Annotated in this window: 17 protein-coding genes; 5 read left to right on the forward strand and 12 right to left on the reverse strand. The window is 66.6% G+C overall.

The features are described from left to right. Positions 1 to 47: 47 nt before the first annotated feature. The 3 genes from ACEN9N_RS15200 to ACEN9N_RS15210 all read right to left on the reverse strand — a co-directional run bounded on the left by ACEN9N_RS15200 (position 48) and on the right by ACEN9N_RS15210 (position 1,683). On the reverse strand, positions 48 to 791 hold the full coding sequence (locus ACEN9N_RS15200) for a thioesterase II family protein (RefSeq protein ID WP_495653906.1): 744 nt from the start codon (positions 789 to 791) through the stop codon (positions 48 to 50). After that, complete coding sequence (locus tag ACEN9N_RS15205) at positions 791 to 1,030, reverse strand: MbtH family protein (RefSeq protein WP_413316061.1); 240 nt, start codon at positions 1,028 to 1,030, stop codon at positions 791 to 793. The genes ACEN9N_RS15200 and ACEN9N_RS15205 overlap by 1 nt, the downstream gene beginning before the upstream one ends. A gap of 140 nt (positions 1,031 to 1,170) precedes the next feature. After that, entirely contained in the window at positions 1,171 to 1,683 is a 513-nt protein-coding gene (locus ACEN9N_RS15210) for a sigma-70 family RNA polymerase sigma factor (protein ID WP_413316060.1), read from the reverse strand. 157 nt (positions 1,684 to 1,840) lie between these two features. On the opposite strand from ACEN9N_RS15210, the gene ACEN9N_RS15215 reads away from it, so the two are divergent. Further along, entirely contained in the window at positions 1,841 to 2,668 is an 828-nt protein-coding gene (locus ACEN9N_RS15215; RefSeq protein ID WP_413316059.1) for a plasmid replication/partition related protein, read from the forward strand. A gap of 36 nt (positions 2,669 to 2,704) precedes the next feature. Here the strand turns inward: ACEN9N_RS15215 and ACEN9N_RS15220 are convergent, their stop codons facing one another. The 3 genes from ACEN9N_RS15220 to ACEN9N_RS15230 form a co-directional block, all read right to left on the reverse strand. Further along, positions 2,705 to 3,289, reverse strand: coding sequence for a BPSL1445 family SYLF domain-containing lipoprotein (locus tag ACEN9N_RS15220; RefSeq protein ID WP_007833372.1), 585 nt, complete (start codon positions 3,287 to 3,289; stop codon positions 2,705 to 2,707). 168 nt (positions 3,290 to 3,457) lie between these two features. Beyond that, positions 3,458 to 5,296, reverse strand: a complete 1,839-nt coding sequence (locus ACEN9N_RS15225) for a bifunctional metallophosphatase/5'-nucleotidase (RefSeq protein ID WP_495653907.1) — start codon at positions 5,294 to 5,296, stop codon at positions 3,458 to 3,460. A gap of 93 nt (positions 5,297 to 5,389) precedes the next feature. Beyond that, the gene (locus ACEN9N_RS15230) at positions 5,390 to 5,866 is read right to left on the reverse strand and encodes a hypothetical protein (protein ID WP_495653908.1); all 477 of its coding nucleotides are present in this window, start codon (positions 5,864 to 5,866) and stop codon (positions 5,390 to 5,392) included. 155 nt (positions 5,867 to 6,021) lie between these two features. On the opposite strand from ACEN9N_RS15230, the gene ACEN9N_RS15235 reads away from it, so the two are divergent. After that, positions 6,022 to 6,231, forward strand: a complete 210-nt coding sequence (locus ACEN9N_RS15235) for a hypothetical protein (protein ID WP_056589843.1) — start codon at positions 6,022 to 6,024, stop codon at positions 6,229 to 6,231. Between the two features lie 101 nt (positions 6,232 to 6,332). Here the strand turns inward: ACEN9N_RS15235 and ACEN9N_RS15240 are convergent, their stop codons facing one another. The 4 genes from ACEN9N_RS15240 to ACEN9N_RS15255 all read right to left on the reverse strand — a co-directional run bounded on the left by ACEN9N_RS15240 (position 6,333) and on the right by ACEN9N_RS15255 (position 8,251). Next, positions 6,333 to 6,707, reverse strand: a complete 375-nt coding sequence (locus ACEN9N_RS15240; RefSeq protein ID WP_478180137.1) for an HU family DNA-binding protein — start codon at positions 6,705 to 6,707, stop codon at positions 6,333 to 6,335. A 144-nt stretch (positions 6,708 to 6,851) separates the two neighbouring features. Next, on the reverse strand, positions 6,852 to 7,142 hold the full coding sequence (locus ACEN9N_RS15245) for a glutathione S-transferase N-terminal domain-containing protein (RefSeq protein ID WP_495653909.1): 291 nt from the start codon (positions 7,140 to 7,142) through the stop codon (positions 6,852 to 6,854). Continuing rightward, positions 7,139 to 7,612 carry a MarR family winged helix-turn-helix transcriptional regulator gene (locus ACEN9N_RS15250; protein WP_413316055.1) on the reverse strand — a complete coding sequence of 158 codons (474 nt, stop codon included), beginning with the start codon at positions 7,610 to 7,612 and terminating at the stop codon, positions 7,139 to 7,141. The genes ACEN9N_RS15245 and ACEN9N_RS15250 overlap by 4 nt, the downstream gene beginning before the upstream one ends. A gap of 48 nt (positions 7,613 to 7,660) precedes the next feature. Continuing rightward, on the reverse strand, positions 7,661 to 8,251 hold the full coding sequence (locus tag ACEN9N_RS15255) for a TetR/AcrR family transcriptional regulator (RefSeq protein WP_413316054.1): 591 nt from the start codon (positions 8,249 to 8,251) through the stop codon (positions 7,661 to 7,663). Positions 8,252 to 8,557: 306 nt separating this feature from the next. Here ACEN9N_RS15255 and ACEN9N_RS15260 point away from each other — a divergent pair, with 306 nt between their 5' ends. Genes ACEN9N_RS15260 through ACEN9N_RS15270 form a run of 3 tightly spaced genes read left to right on the forward strand, consistent with a single transcriptional unit; the run spans position 8,558 to position 13,067 of the window. Beyond that, the gene (locus ACEN9N_RS15260; RefSeq protein WP_413316053.1) at positions 8,558 to 9,742 is read left to right on the forward strand and encodes an acetyl-CoA C-acyltransferase; all 1,185 of its coding nucleotides are present in this window, start codon (positions 8,558 to 8,560) and stop codon (positions 9,740 to 9,742) included. A gap of 16 nt (positions 9,743 to 9,758) precedes the next feature. Then, entirely contained in the window at positions 9,759 to 11,537 is a 1,779-nt protein-coding gene (locus tag ACEN9N_RS15265) for an acyl-CoA dehydrogenase C-terminal domain-containing protein (RefSeq protein ID WP_495653910.1), read from the forward strand. A 9-nt stretch (positions 11,538 to 11,546) separates the two neighbouring features. Beyond that, positions 11,547 to 13,067, forward strand: coding sequence for an AMP-binding protein (locus ACEN9N_RS15270; RefSeq protein ID WP_495653911.1), 1,521 nt, complete (start codon positions 11,547 to 11,549; stop codon positions 13,065 to 13,067). A 50-nt stretch (positions 13,068 to 13,117) separates the two neighbouring features. On the opposite strand, the gene ACEN9N_RS15275 is transcribed toward ACEN9N_RS15270, so the two are convergent. Both ACEN9N_RS15275 and ACEN9N_RS15280 read right to left on the reverse strand, forming a co-directional pair. After that, positions 13,118 to 14,104: an NAD(P)H-dependent flavin oxidoreductase gene (locus ACEN9N_RS15275; protein ID WP_495653912.1), complete on the reverse strand. Its 987-nt coding sequence runs from the start codon at positions 14,102 to 14,104 to the stop codon at positions 13,118 to 13,120. 7 nt (positions 14,105 to 14,111) lie between these two features. Then, complete coding sequence (locus tag ACEN9N_RS15280) at positions 14,112 to 14,852, reverse strand: SDR family oxidoreductase (RefSeq protein ID WP_413316049.1); 741 nt, start codon at positions 14,850 to 14,852, stop codon at positions 14,112 to 14,114. Positions 14,853 to 14,867: the final 15 nt, after the last annotated feature.

A 14,867-nucleotide genomic window follows, 5' to 3' on the forward strand; every position in this document is an offset into this window, starting at 1 on the left:
CGGAAAGGGCGCAGCCGGCGTCGGGCCGGCTGCGTTCGGGCAAGGCGTCATGCAACTGCATGGGGTGCATGCCGTCCTCCGGCCATGGCCTGGCCCACGCGCCGCGTCAATGCATCGAGGAAGGCGGCCTCGCGCTGGCGGATGAAGAAATGGCCGCCGTCGAACCAGTCGAGCGTGAACGCGTCGCCGGCATGCGCCGACCACGCCTCCATGCGCGGGGCGTCGATGTCGTCCCGGCGGCCCGCAAAGACATGCAGGGGCATCGGCAGCGGCGCATCCGCCGCGTACGCGAAGCTCCGGCAGACGCGGTAGTCCGCGCCCAGCGTGTCGAGGGTGATGCGCATCAGCTCGGCGCTGGCGAACACCTCTTCGGGAGTGCCGCCCTGCTTGCGCAGCTCGGCGGTCAGCGCGGCGTCGTCGTGCGCGCCGGGCAAGCGGCCGGGATCGCGCTGCGACGGCGCCGAACTGCCCGATGCGAGCAAGGCCCGCGGCAACGGCCGGCCCAGCGCGCGAAGCCGCTGCGCAACGCCGTAGGCCAGCAACGCACCCATGCTGTGGCCGAAGAGCATGAAGCTGCCCTGCATCGCATCGGCCCGTTCGGCGCAGATGCGCGCGACCTGGGCGTCGAAGCTTTCGACGAAGCACTCGCCCATGCGCATGCCTCGGCCCGGCAGCTCGACGGGCACGATCTCGATCCAGCGCGGCAGCAGGGGCCGCCAGCGCAGGTACATCATTGCGCTGGCGCCCGCGCACGGCAGGCACAGCAGCGACACCCTCGCCGGCACAGCCATCAGAGCGCGGAAGGCGCATCCTCTTGCGCCGCCATCCAGTCGCGCAGCGACTTCGGACGCATGTCGGTCCAGTTCTTCTCGACGTAGTCGAGCGCCGTCTTCTTGTCGCCCTTGACGCCGTCGACGGCCATCCAGCCGCTGGGCACGGCCTTCCAATGCGGCCAGATGGAGTATTGGTCTTCGTGGTTGACCAGGACGATGAAGGTTTCGTCTTCGCGGTCGAAGCAGCTGGTAGACATGGTGCGTCCTTGTGCGGTTATCGGGGAAGCGGCAGGAAAGCGGGCGGGCAACCCGACCGGCGGGCGGTCGATTGCTGCGCTTCTGATCAACATGACGGTTCGGGAGCGAATCTGTTCACTCCCCCGGGGTGTCGCACGCGTCAATCGTTGATCAGGTGGCGCATGGCGCCGACGGCTTCGTCGGCCTCGGCGATGAGCCGGTTCACGAGCCCGAGCGCGCAGCCCAGCTGCACCGCGATGCCGCGCTGCGTGAGGCCTTCGAGGCGGTAGAGCTGGAACGCCGCGCGCGTTCTCGCGGGAAGCCGCGACAGCGCCTGCTCGATCAGGCCGACGACCTGGCGGTCACGCATCAGGCAGTCCGGCGAAGACGGCCCGGGCACGTCCAATGTCTCGACATCGATGTCGAAGGTGCGGTAGGTGGCTTCGAGCGACTGGCGGCGGCAATGGTCGAGCGCCAGGTTGCGTACCACCTGGCAGCAGTAGCCCATGGGCTTGTCGATCTTGCGGCAGGCGCCGTCGGCGATGCGGAGGTAGGCATCCTGCACCACGTCGTCCGCGAGGTCGGTGGTGCGCACGATCCTGCGGGCAACGTGCCAGAGCTGGGCCCGGTTGGCGACGAAGACATCTCCCAACGATGACTCGGGCGAAGACATGGGCTGCATATTTAAATAAGAATCATTACTATTTATGGAAGGAGCGACACCCAAGATTTGCGATGTGCCCTCACTTCCATAGACGTTTGGGCGCACCAAACAGAGACATCTAAAATCCCGCCCCTTTGCTCGCTTTTCCCGCCGCGTCCCCCTGCCCATGAACATCGTCGTCAACGAAGACCTCAAAGCCTATATCGACCCCCTGACGCCGGAGGAACACGAAGCCCTCGAACGCAGCATCCTCGCCGAGGGCTGCCGCGACGCGCTGGTGCTGTGGGGCGATGTGCTGGTGGATGGCCACAACCGCTACGGCATCTGCCAGAAGCACGGGCTGCCCTTCCAGACGGTGCAGAACACGCGCTTCAAGAGCATCGACGACGTGCACCTCTGGATGATCGACCAGCACCTGGGCAGGCGCAGCATCTCCGACTTCCTGCGCGGCGTGCTCGCGCTGCGCAAGAAGGACATCGTCGATCAGCAGCGCACCCGCGCGGTGGCGCAGCCGGCTTCGCCGCCGGACGCCACGCACGATCCGTCCGACCCGCCGTTCGACGTCGATCCGTCCGCCGACGGCGCTCCCATGCCCCCACCCGCCCCGCTGAACAGCCGCGAAGCCATCGCCCGCGCCGCGCGGCTGAGCAGCAGCCAGGTGGGCATGATCGAGAAGATCCAGAAGCAGGCCGCGCCGGAACTGGTGGCGGCCGTGAAGTCGGGCGTGATCTCGATCAACACCGCGGCCGCGGTCGCCACGCTGCCGGCCGAGGAGCAGATCTCGGCCGCGAACGCCGGCAAGGACGAGCTCAAGCAGGCCGCCAAGCGCGTGCGCGAGTCGAAGAAGAAGCCGCGAGAAGAGTCCGCCGAAGCGGATACGCACGACGCGCCTGACACGGTACAGGCGCTGCAGCAGCGCGTGGCCGAACTCACGGCCGAGAACGAAACCCTGCGCCGGCAGGTGGCCGAACTGCGGGCGCAGCTCGGCCATTGAGCGCATCGGCCTGCAGAGGCCGGCCGACGCGTTTTCCTACAGCTGGATCTCGCTGATCTTCGCGCCCGACAGCGAGACGCCGGCTTCTAGACCGACGTTCGTCATCACGAAGCCCACCACGGGCTGGCGCAGCGTGTTCGTGTCGATGCTGCCGTTGGCCCCGATGGTCGCGAGCGCCACCGTAGCGTCGGCACCTGCCGTCCAGCCCTTGCTGCTGCGGAACTTGTCCAGCGCCGCCTGCGTGGTGAACACGTAGATCACCGCCTTCGACTGCGCACCTGCCTGGAAGCCCACCGATCCGGCGGTGGTGCTGTAGTAGGACTGCGTGCGACCGTTCACGCGCAACGCGCCTCGGCCATACTCGGCGCCCACGCCCATGCTGGCACCCACCACGGCGGGAAACACCAGCACCCCGCTCGACCTGGCGACCAGATCGCGCGAGCCCTTCACGGAGTCATACAGCTTGGACAGCGAGGCATCGACCTGGGCGTCGATGGAAGTGCGCGAAGACGCGCTGCTGGCCTGATCCTGCGGCCGCGTGGTGGTGCACCCGACAAAAGCCAGGCTGCACGCCGCCACGGCGGACGAAAGCGCCAGCGTGCGGAGATTCATGGTTTTCATGGCGGATTCCTTTGCAAAAAAACATGGATCGGCAAACAAAGCTCTGCCGTCGGCGGCAGACAAGTTCCATGCTAAATCCGCCAAAGAGGGGCAAATCCGGCTTGCGACATCGGCCTACGCGAAGTCACGGTGTCGGCGAACGGTGCCCCCCTTCTCGTCAGCGTCCGCTCAGGGCAGAACAGTGATGCGGCCGGTTGCCGGCGGCGCCAGCGGACTGTTCGCCTTGATGTAGGCCTCCAGGGCGTCCACGTCCTGGTCGCCGCCGAGCGCGTCGGTGCCCTGGTTGAAGACGGTGAAGTTGTCGCCGCCGGTGGCCAGGAAGCTGTTCATCGTCACGCGGTAGGTGGTGGCGTCGGCCATCGCGGTGCCGTTGAGCGCCATGTTGCCGATGCGCGAACCGGCAGGCGCCGAGAGGCTGTAGCTGTAGCTCAGGCTGGCCGACGGCAGCAGCACCTTGGGCGAGGCCACCGTGTTGGAACCGCTATTGAACTGCTGCTCCAGCACCGCCTTGATCTGCGCGCCGGTCATGGTCTTCACCACCAGGCTGTTGCCGAATGGCTGCACCGCGAAGATCTGGCCGTAGGTCACGCTGCCGTCGCCGGCTGGTGCGAGGTCGGCGCGCACGCCGCCCGGGTTCATGAAGGCGATCTGCGCGGCGCCCTTGCCGGCCGGGCTCGTGGCTGCGAGCTGCGCGTCGGCGATCAGGTTGCCCAGCACGCTTTCCCTCGACGCGGTCTGCGTGCGCGTGGCCGTCGCGGTGAGCGATCCCACCACGCGCTGCACCAGCGGCCCCGCGATGGCGAGGTACTGGCCGATGAGCGCGGCCACTTCCTGGTTCTTGCCGAAGGCGGGGTACTGGTCGGTCAGCGCGACGGTAGTGGCGCCGCTGGTGTAGGACTCGCCCTGCACGATCACGTTGTCAGCCGCCTTGGCCGTGACCTTGCGGGTGCGGGTGTCGATGGTGATGTTGATGTCCGTCAGCAGCGTGCCGTACTGGCCGGCGCTGGCCAGCAGGAAGGGCTTGGCCGGGTTGGTCTTGCCGTAGTCGCACACGTACGAGCGGTGCGTGTGGCCCGAGATCACGACGTCCACCGCGGTGTCGAGCTTGTTCAGGATCGGCAGGATGTCGCCGCTCAGGCCGGCGCAGCTCTTGTCGTTGTAGCCCACGGTGGTGGTGCCGCCCTCGTGGACCACGACGACGACGGCATCCGCGCCCTGCGCCTTCAGCTGCGGGATCAGCGCGTTGGCGGTGTCAGCCTCGTCCTTGAAGCTCAGGCCAGCGACGCCGGCGGGCGTGACGATGTTCGGCGTGCCCTTCAGCGTCATGCCGATGAATGCCACCTTCACCGTGGCACCGTCCTTCGTGAAGGTCTTCATGCCGGTGGCGGGGAACAACGTGTTGCCGTCGCCCTTCACGGTGTTGGCCGCGAGGAAGCCGAAGTTGGCGCCCGGGAAATTCTTGTTCACGCGGCAGGGTTCGAGCGCGGTGTTCTTCGCGCAGCCACCGTTCTTCATGCGCAGCAGTTCGGTCTGGCCCTTGTCGAACTCGTGGTTGCCGACCGCGTTGAAATCGATCTTCATCGCGTTCACGGCCTCGATGGTCGACTCGTCGAGGAACAGCGCCGACACCAGCGGCGAGGCGCCGATCATGTCGCCGGCCGACACCACCGCGTTGTTCGGATTCTTCTCCTTGAGCGAAGCGATGGCCGAGGCCAGGTAGGCCGCGCCGCCGGCCGGCACCGGCACCGTGCCGCCGCCCTTGGCGGGCGCGTTGATCGACAGCTTCGGCGGTTCGAGGTTGCCGTGCAGGTCGTTAAAGGCAATGAGCTTCACGTCCACGGTGCCGGGCACGGCAGGTGCGGGCGCCGGTGCCGGCGCAGGCGGATTGCTGGCCGCGGATGGCGGCACGAAAGGAACGAAATTGTTCGAACTGCCGCTGCCTCCGCAGGCGGCCAGGGTGGCGGCCACCACGCCCGCGACGGCAAGGTGCTTCAACGATGGATGCATGGACCTCTCCTCTGTTTTGGAATGCAGCCGATGCTGGAGACGGCACATGACGAGACCGTGAAGGCCCCTCGGCTGCGCAAGGGGATCGGCCGCTCAGGGCAACGGCACGAGGCGCACCGCGACCCCGGGGCCGAAGGCGGCCTGCAGCAGCGCCCTCGCCTGCACGCTGCGCTCGTCGGTCAGCGACTGCACCGCGAGCCAGCCTCCGGTCGGCCCGCGCTGCAGGTGCCAGCCCTCCTGCCCGAGGCTGATGAGCCGCGCGAGCGACGCTGCGTCGGCCACGGGCAGCGCCGTGGGCGTGATGTCGAGCCAGTCGGTCACCTGGTCGCTCTCGCCGCCCAGGCGCGCGGCCGCGCCCTCGGCAAGCGTTTGCTGCGTGGCGGCGTCCTGCACCGCGCCTTGCAGCACGATGCCGCCGCCATGCCAGCGGATTTCCAGCGACGGGGGAGCTGCACCAGCCATGCGGACCTGAGCGTTGCTGCCGGCAGTCGGGTGCCACGCGACGGCGGCCGCCAGGATCGCGAGACAGGCGATCGACGCCGCAAGAATTCTGCCGAGGGGATTCGTCATTTCGAGGCGCGAGCGTGCCACGCCACGCGTGACGCCGGTGTGACGGCCGCCCCGCCTACACGCATCGCGGCGCCGCGATGACCCCGAGCCGAGCCGGATCCGATACGCTCGAGGTCCGCCTCCCGCATTCCCCAAACATCCCGAGGAACGAACCCATGGCAGCGAACGCGAAAGTCACAGGAAATGTCGAATACCGGGCCGGCGACGGCCCCCTGATCCTCATTCCCCAAGGACCGATCGAGGTCGAGCTGGCACCCGACAGCGCGGTCATCAGTTGGGGCGATGCCGGCAACATTCAGACCACGGCCATTCCGCTTGCCGAATACCAGCGCTACCTGAGCGAGGGCGTGATCCAGACCGACTGAAGCGATGCGCATGCGCACCGCCAATGAAAAACGGCCCCGAGGGGCCGTTCTTCATTGTTCTGCATCCGCAGCGCGAGGCTGCGGTGCATCACAGCCGGTTCTTACTTCTTCTTCGCAGCGACGGCCTTCTTGGCGGGTGCGGCGGCCTTCTTCGCTGCGGGCTTCGCGGCCACGGCCTTGTCGGCCTTGCGCTTTGCAGCCTTCGGGTCCACGGCGGCCTTGAAGGCGGCGCCCGGCACGAACTTCGGCACCTTCTGTGCGGCGATCTTGATCTTGGTGCCGGCGCTGGGGTTGAAGCCCGAGCGTGCGGCGCGCGCCACTTGCTTGAAAGTGCCGAAGCCGACGATCTGGACGGGGTCACCCTTCTTCACTGCGGCGACGATCGAGCCCGTGACGGTCTCGAGGATGCGCGCGGCTTCTGCCTTGCTGACGTTGTGGGCGGTGACGATTTTTTCGACGAGTTCGATGCGGTTCAACTGAGTTTCCTGATAGGTTTGATTTCGCCATGTTGCCTATGGCGGCGCAGCACGAATACAAGCTGCAAGCGGGGCGGAGTTTATTCGACTGCGAGAGCCCGGATGTAACGCGGTCGCTTCAGGCCTTGGTGGATCAGCCTTCGATCAGGCCTTCGGCCAGTATCGCGGCGCGAACGGCGGGGCGTTTCGCGGTCGATTCCATGTAGCGGACGATTGCCGGCCAGGGGGAAAAGTCGAGGCCCGGGTGTCCGCTACCAGCACCGCACCGTCGTCGAGTTCGAGCGCGGGCACCTTGCCCATCGGATTGATCGGCAGATAGCTCTGGCCGGTGGTGGGAAGCGTTTTGGTCTCGAAGTCGACCATCTCCGCGCTCAGGCCGGCCTCGCGCAGCACGATGTGCGGGGCAAACCCGGGACATGGTTTGATGTCGTTCATTCCATTGCTGAAATGCGCATCAAGCACTCCCCGATGAGCGCATGCAATGCGCTGGCATTTCGGCTCCCAATCAACTGGTGCACTTTGGCTTGGGCCATGCTCCAGTGAGGCATGCCCTCGGCACACTTGTCGCGGCCCGCAGCGGTGATACGCACGCTCCGAGTGCGCCCGTCAGTACCCGGTCCAAGATCCACCCAACCTGTCGAGATGAGGGGCTTGAGAGTGCGTGTCAGCGTTGATGGAGAGAGCGACATCGTCTCGGCCAGATCGCAGGGGCGCACCGGCCCGTGTGCCAGGACTTCCGTCAACAGCCGGTACTGCGTGATTCTGAGACCGACCTTGCCGAGTTCCGCGTCATAGTGCTGCCTGATCAGGCGGGCGAGCTGATGCGCCTTGGTGTCGGTGCAGGCTGACCGCTGAAGGCCCGCGGCAGCCACCACGCTTACCTGCGGTGCAGAAAGCGTTTGCATCAGCGCAATTGCAGGAGTGGCGCGCCGAGACAACATCGGTGTCGGCTGTCAGGATGCTTTGGACGGCTTTGCGGGGATCTCGTCCAATGTGTGCGTCTGGTCAATGAAGCGGCGGCTGGAGGCCAGGATTTCCTTGCGGGTGCGCTCCGATTCGACCGCACGCGACAGCACCAGTGCGCCGACGCACTGGGCAATCAGCGCCCATGCCGCATCCGGGTCGCCGATGCGCGAGCTCCAACTCTTCTGCAGGCGCTTCAATCCGTCTTCGACCGCAGCACGCACCTCGGGCCCCGCCCTTGCGATCTCCGGCCCGAGGGCCGGCAGAACGCACCCGGTTTCAGGGTGCAGCGCGTGGTACGAACTCAGGTAGCTGCGCAACCGCTTGGCGACATGATCGGGTGGAGAGTCTCGGTCTCCGGCCAGCATGTCGGTGCTGTTGGAGATCTCGTGTTCGAGGAGCTCGGCGAACAGCGCCTCCTTGGACGGGAAATGCCCGTAGAAGGCACCGCCGGTCAGGCCGATGCTCGCCATCAATTCATCGACGCCAGTGGTTCCGAAGCCGCCCTTCTTCGCGATGGCGCGGGCATTCGCGAGCAGTTTCTTGCGGGTTTCCTCTTTGTGATTTGCCGGATAGCGCATGAATAGGCCTCTACAGATCGTGGAGCATCCATCATAGCATTTCGCCCGTTTGTTAAACGATCGTAATTTTACCAGTTCATCGACCTTCCGGGCGAGGGTTTCTCCCTGCTGCAAACCCACTCCAGCGTGTTGACGCTGCCCGTGCTGCAAATCTATAGTTCACCATCGTTTATCAAACGATCGTTATTTAAAGTCAAGCGGGTCATCCGATGACCCAACTGACCCAGTTGATGGTGCAAGGCAAACCGCAGGGTTGTGGCGAGCCGCTACGCCAACCTTTTTAACGCCCCCCTTGGAGTCTGAACCATGAGAGAAGCTGTCATCGTTTCTACCGCGCGCACGGGCATCGGCCGCGCGTTTCGCGGCGCGTTGAACAACATCAAGTCGCCCACGCTGATGGGCCATGCGATCCAGCACGCCGTGCAGCGGGCGGGCGTCAATCCCGGCGAGGTGGAGGATGTGGTCATCGGCAGCGCGATGGCCGCCGGCACCGCGGGCATGAATATCGGACGCCTTGCGGCGCTCGCGGCAGGACTGCCGCAGTCGGTGCCGGGCCAGACCATGGACCGGCAATGCGCCTCGGGCCTGATGGCCATCGCGACGGCGGCCAAGCAGATCATCGTCGACGGCATGGACGTGACCGTGGGCGGGGGGCAGGAAAACATCTCCGCCGTGCAGAACCCGTTCGTCAAGTGGGTGGGTGAAGAGGCCGACCCGCTGCTCATCGCGCGCGTGCAGCACGCCTACATCCCGATGCTGAACACGGCCGAGATCGTGGCGAAGAAGTACGGCATTTCACGGGAGGCGCAGGACGAATATTCCGCGGAAGCCCAACGCCGCACCGCGCTGGCCCAGGAGCGCCGCCTGTTCGACGACGAGATCGTGCCGATCACGGCCAGCATGGCGGTGGCCGACAGGCAGACAGGCGCGATCAGCTACCGCGACGTCACGCTGGATCGCGATGAAGGCAACCGCCCCGACACCACGCTAGAAGGCCTCTCCAAGCTCAAGCCGGTCATCGAAGGCGGTGTCATCACCGCGGGAAACTCGAGCCAGCTTTCGGATGGCGCATCGGCCTGCGTGCTGGTGGAGCGCGCGGTCGCCGAGCGCCGCGGGCTCAAGGCGCTGGGCACGTACCGCGGCATCGCGGTGGCCGGGCTCGCGCCGGAAGAAATGGGCATCGGCCCGGTCCTGGCCGTGCCCAAGCTGCTGAAGACCCACGGGCTCAAGGTGAGCGACATCGGCCTCTGGGAACTGAACGAGGCCTTTGCCTGCCAGGTGCTGTACTCGCGCGACCGCCTGGGCATCGATCCGGAAAAGCTGAACGTCAACGGCGGCGGCATCACGATCGGCCACCCCTACGGCATGACCGGCTCGCGGCTGGTGGGACATGCGCTGATCGAAGGCAAGCGGCGCGGCGCACGCTTCGTCGTCGTGACGATGTGCATCGGCGGCGGCATGGGCGCCGCGGGCCTGTTCGAAGTGGCTTGAGACAAGGAAGATCACGATGACTTATCAGGCTCCCATGCGGGACATTCAATTCGTGCTCCACGAGGTGCTCCAGGTGCCCGCCCTGCTGGAGGCCTGCGGCCAGCCGGAGTTCGACGCCGAAACCATCGACCAGGTGCTCGCCGCGGCCGGCCAGTTCGCATCCGAGGTGATCGCACCGCTCAACGGGCCCGGCGACGAGCACGGGTGCAGCATGCCCTCGCCCGGCGTGGTGCAGACCCCGCCCGGCTTCAAGAAAGCGTACGACGAGTTCACCAAGAACGGCTGGGCTGGCCTGGCGTGCAGCCCCGAGTTCGGCGGCCAGGGCTTTCCTTCGGTCGTGGCCAATGCGGTCTATGAAGTCTTCGGCGGCGCCAACATGGCGTGGTCGTCCTACCCTGGCATGTCGCACGCCACCTACGTGAACGTGGCGGCCAACGGCTCCGAGGAGCAGAAGGCGCTTTACCTGCCGAAGATCGCCTCGGGCGAGTGGGCCGGAACCATGTGCCTGACCGAGCCCAATGCGGGCACCGACCTGGGCCTGATGCGCACGCGCGCCGTGCCGCAGCCCGATGGCAGCTACAGCATCACCGGCAGCAAGATCTTCATCTCGGGCGGCGAGCAGGACCTGACCGAGAACATCATGCACCTGGTGCTCGCGCGCAAGCCGGACGCGCCGCCCGGCGTGAAGGGCATCTCTTTGTTCATCGTTCCCAAGTTCCTGCCCGATGCAAGCGGCACGGCCGGCGCGCGCAATGCGGTGGTCTGCGGCTCCATCGAGCACAAGCTGGGCATCCACGGCAACTCGACCTGCACCATCAACTTCGACGGTGCCACTGGCTGGCTGCTGGGTGCGCCCAACAAGGGGCTGGCGGGGATGTTCGTACAGATGAACCACATGCGCGTGCTGGTGGGCATGATCGCCATCGGCCTGATGGAAGCGGCCTACCAGAAGGCCCTGGCCTATGCGAAGGAGCGCCTGCAGGGCCGCGCCAGCGGGGCAAGGTCGTCCAGCGAAGTGGCCGACCCGATCATCGGGCATGCCGATGTGCGCCGCATGCTGCTCACGCAGAAGGCGAACATCGAGGGCGCGCGCGCTCTGGCGCTGTGGGCGGCGCAGCTCAGCGATCTGCAGCGCCTTCATCCCGATGCGGCCAAGCGCAGCGAGACCGCCGAACTGCTGGGCCTTTTGACCCCGCTCGTGAAGGCACTGTCGAGCGACCTCGCGGTGGAATGCACGCTGCTCGCGATGCAGGTGTTCGGCGGACACGGCTACATCCGCGAGAATGGTGTGGAGCAGCACCTGCGCGACGTGCGCATCGTGGGCCTCTACGAGGGCACGAACGGCGTGCAGGCCATGGACCTGCTCGGGCGCAAGGTGCTGGCCGACCAGGGCCGGCAGATGGGCGTCTTCCTGGACATGGCCGGCGCATTTGCCGAGGCGTGCAGCCCGCGCGAGGCGATGCGCGAGTTCGCGCAGCCGCTCGCCGGGCTGGTCGCCGACATCAGGCAGCTCACCCGCGAACTGGTGGACACTTCGGCGCAAGACCCGCACGCCGCAGGCGCGGCTGCTGCGCCCTATCTGCGCCTGGTTGGGCACCTGGCGCTTGCCTGGAGCTGGGCGCGCATGGCCGAGGTGGCGCTCAGGAACGCCGATTCCACCGACCCGATCTATGCGTCGAAGATTGCCACGGCCCGCTTCTACTTCCAGCGGCTGCTGCCGCAGACGGCAGCGCTGTGCGGCGAGATCCGGGCGGGCTCGTCCGCATTGATGGAACCGGCCGTCGATCTTTTCTGAACCCCGGGCATGTACCACCTGAGCCGCTTCGCGGCCGCCACGCCCGGCAAGCTGGCGGTGCACTTTCTCGAATCGGGCGAGGCATTCAGCTTCCAGCAACTGGAACGCGAGGCGAACCGGGCGGCCAACGCGTTGCTGTCGCTCGGCCTGAAACGCAACGACTGCATCGTGCTGTGCATCGAGAACGCGCCGGCGTTGCTCTTTCTTGCGCTCGGCGCGCAGCGCATCGGGCTGTACTACGTGCTCGCCTCGACGCGGCTGTCGGCCGCGGACTTCGAGTACATCGTGAAAGACTCAGGAGCATCGGTCGCCATCGTGTCCTTGGCCTGCATGAGCGCCGAAACGGCTTCGTCGCTGGACCTCGGCAGCGCACGGCGCGTCGGCATCGGCTTTGCGGATACGGCCATGGAACGCTGGGAGACGCACTTTCTCGCTGCGCCGGACGGCCTGCCGCCCACGCCCGCGCCAGGCCGCGAGATGCTGTATTCATCGGGCACGACCGGCCGGCCCAAGGGCGTGCGCAAGCCGCCCTTCGAAGGCGCCTTCGATGCGGTGGACAACCGCAACGCCGCGGTGGCGCGCTCGTTCGCGCTCGACGCCTCTTCGGTCTACCTGTCGACATCGCCGCTGTATCACAGCGCACCGAACCGGTTCCTGTCGGCGGCCATCCATGCAGGCGCCACCAGCATCGTGATGGCGAAGTTCGATGCCGAACGTTCACTCGCCGCCATCGCGCATTTCGGATGCACCCATTCGCTCTGGGTGCCGACCATGTTCCACCGCCTGCTGCGCCTGGAAGCGGAGGTACGCAGCCGCTACAGCACGGCCTCCATGGTCCACGCGGTCCACGGCGCGGCGCCCTGCCCGGTGCACGTCAAGCAGGCGATGATCGACTGGTGGGGCCCGGTCCTGCATGAGTACTACTCGGGCACCGAAGGCATCGGCGCCACCGCCATCAGCTCCCGCGAATGGCTCCGGCACAAGGGCTCGGTCGGGCGCGCGACCGACGGCATCCTGCACATCCTGGACGATGCCGGCCGTGAGCTGCCGCCGGGTGAGACCGGGCAGATCTACTTCGAAAGCAATGCCCAGTTCGAGTATTGGAACGACCCCGCCAAGACCCGCGCGGCGGCGAGCCCGCAGGGCTGGCGCTCCTTCGGCGACATCGGCCATCTCGATCGCGAAGGCTACCTCTACCTGACGGATCGCAAGGACTTCGTCATCATCTCCGGCGGCGTCAACATCTACCCGCAAGAGATCGAGGAGGTGCTGCTGCAGGATCCCCGTGTTGCCGATGCCGCGGTCTTCGGCGTGCCAAACGACGAGTACGGCGAAGAGATCAAGGCCGTCATCCAGCCGGCGCATCCGGATTTCACGGGCCCGGCCGTCGCCGAGGCGCTGAAGGCACGCTGCCGCGAGTTGCTCGGTCCGCTCAAGGTGCCGAGAAGCATCGATTTCGAGTCCGACTTTCCCCGGCACGCGACCGGCAAGCTTTACAAGAAGTTGCTGCGCGATCGCTACCTGGCCTAGAGGGTGCAAGTCGCCGGCCCGCTCCGCAGCGAGCCGGCGGATGCCCAAGGCTAGGCCAGCGCAGGCTCAAGGAACCCGGCGAGCCGCTGCACGATCAGCTGCTCGGCCTCTTCCATGATGCGATCGATCAGCTCCTGCACCGTCGGAATGTCGCGGATCAGGCCGACCACCATGCCACAGCTCCAGGCGCCGGCATCCATCTCGCCTTGCAACATCACGCGCGGATAGACCCCCGCGACTTGGTCGATGATGTCCTCGAACTTGAGGTCGGCGCCCTTTTCCTTCTCGATCCTGATCAGCTGCTCCACGGATGAATTGGTCAGCACGCGCTCGGTGTTGCGCAGGCCGCGCATCACGAGCCGCGTGTCCAGCTCGGTGGCCGCCACGATGGCGTCCTTCACGTTCTGGTGGATCGGCGCTTCCTGTGTGGCCACGAAGCGCGTGCCCATGTTCATGCCCTCCGCGCCCAGCGCCAGCGCCGCCACCAGGCTGCGCGCATCGGCCATGCCGCCGGAGGCCACGAACGGGATCTTCAGCTCCTCGGCCGCGCGCGGCAGCAGGATCATGTTCGGCAGGTCGTCCTCGCCCGGGTGGCCGCCGCACTCGAAACCGTCCACGCTCACGGCGTCGCAGCCGATGGCCTCGGCCTTCAGCGCATGCCGCACCGACGTGCACTTGTGGATCACCTTGATGCCGGCCTTCTTGATCGCGGGCATGTAGGCCTCGGGGCTGCGCCCTGCCGTCTCGACGATGCGCACGCCCCCCTCCGCAATGGCCGCGATGTATTCCGGGTACGGCGGCGAAGACAGGGTTGGCAGGAACGTGAGGTTCACGCCGAAGGGCTGGTCCGTCATGTCGCGGCAGCGGGCGATCTCCTTGGCCAAGAGCTCGGGTGTCCTTTGGGTCAGGCCCGTGATGAGCCCGAGCCCGCCGGCATTGGAGACCGCCGCGGCGAGTTCCGCGAAGCCGACGTAGTGCATCCCGCCCTGGATGATCGGGTGGCGGATGCCGAAGAGTTCAGTGATGCGTGTTTTCATGTGTCTTTCACCAGGTTTCCATGTAGGGGCGCAGGTCCATCTCGAAGGTCCAGGCGTCTCGAGGCTGGGTGTGCAGGTACCAGTAGTTCTCCGCGATGTGCTCGGGATTCAGGATGCCGTCCTGCTCCTTGAGCGCATAGCGTTCGGGGAAGTTGCTGCGGATGAACTCCGTGTCGATGGCGCCGTCGACCACGATGTGCGCCACGTGGATGCCGCGCGGGCCGAGCTCGCGCGCCATGCTCTGGGCCAGTGCGCGCAGGGAATGCTTGGCGCCTGCAAAGGCCGCGAAATTCGCTGCACCGCGAGTCCCCGCCGTCGCGCCGGTGAAGAGAATCGTGCCGCGTCCCCGCGCGACCATCCTGCGGGCGACCTCGCGTGCATTCAGGAATGCGCTGAAGGCGGCCATCTCCCAGATCTTCATGTACTTGCGCCCCGTCTCCTCCAGGATGCTGCTGGGCACGTTGGCGCCGATGTTGAACACCATCACCTCGATCGGGCCGTGCTCCTTCTCGATCTGGTCGACGAGGGCGACGACCTCTTCCTCCTTGCGCGCATCGCTGCCGTAGCCGAACGCCTGGCCGCCAGCGGCGCGGATGCGTTGGACGGCCGGCTCCAGCTTGTCCGCCGAGCGCCGAGTCAGGCACGCGACGTAGCCCTCTCGGGCGAAGCGCGCGCCGATCGCGCTGCCGGTGGCGTCGCCTGCGCCGACGACGAGGGCCACACCGCGTTGGTTGGCTGTTGGGTCCATGCGTTCTCCTTTAAA

This window comes from Variovorax sp. Varisp46, assembly GCF_059491885.1.